The sequence below is a fragment of the Caballeronia sp. ATUFL_F2_KS9A genome (assembly GCF_023630765.1).
Lineage (GTDB): Bacteria > Pseudomonadota > Gammaproteobacteria > Burkholderiales > Burkholderiaceae > Caballeronia > Caballeronia zhejiangensis.
Genome location: NZ_JALQEK010000045.1, coordinates 1 through 829, shown reverse-complemented (window position 1 = coordinate 829; position 829 = coordinate 1). Strand labels below are relative to the sequence as shown.

Genomic DNA, 829 nt, shown 5'->3' with positions numbered 1-829 from the left:
GTGCCCGACGTGAAGACGCTGGTCGAAAAACTGAAAACCGAAGCGAAGGTGATCTGAACATGACGATTCTCGTAATTGCAGAACACGACAATGCGTCGATCAAGGCAGCGACCCTGAACACGGTTGCAGCGGCATCGAAGATTGGCGGCGATGTGCATGTGCTGATCGCGGGCTCGAACGCGCAGGGTGCGGCGGATGCGGCGGCGAAGATCGCGGGCGTTTCGAAAGTGCTCCTCGCCGATGCGCCGCAACTCGCTGAAGGCTTGGCGGAGAACGTCGAAGCTACGGTGTTGAACGTCGCGAAGGATTATTCGCACATTCTGGCTCCGGCGACCGCTTACGGTAAGAACATCGCGCCGCGTATCGCTGCACACTTGGATGTCGCGCAAATCAGCGACATCACCGCCGTCGATAGCGCCGATACTTTCGAACGCCCGATCTACGCAGGCAACGCCATCGCCACGGTTCAATCGAGCGATGCGATCAAGGTCATCACCGTTCGCGCGACGGGCTTCGATCCGGTCGCGGCGGAGGGCGGCAGCGCATCGGTCGAGAAGATCGAAGCCGCAGCCGATGCAGGCATCTCGCAGTTCGTGAGCCGTGAAGTGACGAAGCTCGATCGTCCGGAACTGACGAGCGCGCACATCATCGTGTCGGGTGGCCGTGGTCTGGGCAGCGGCGAGAACTACACGAAGACGCTAGAACCGCTCGCCGACAAACTCGGCGCGGCGCTGGGCGCATCGCGCGCGGCAGTCGATGCCGGCTATGTCCCGAACGACTTTCAGGTCGGTCAAACCGGCAAGATCGTCGCGCCGCAACTGTACGTTGC

1 protein-coding gene is annotated in these 829 nt (G+C 61.5%); it reads left to right on the top strand.

The window, feature by feature from the left end:
• Nucleotides 1–59: 59 nt before the first annotated feature.
• A partial coding sequence (locus NCS67_RS26875; RefSeq protein WP_250437362.1) for an electron transfer flavoprotein subunit alpha/FixB family protein occupies nucleotides 60–829 on the top strand: 770 nt, incomplete at its 3' end.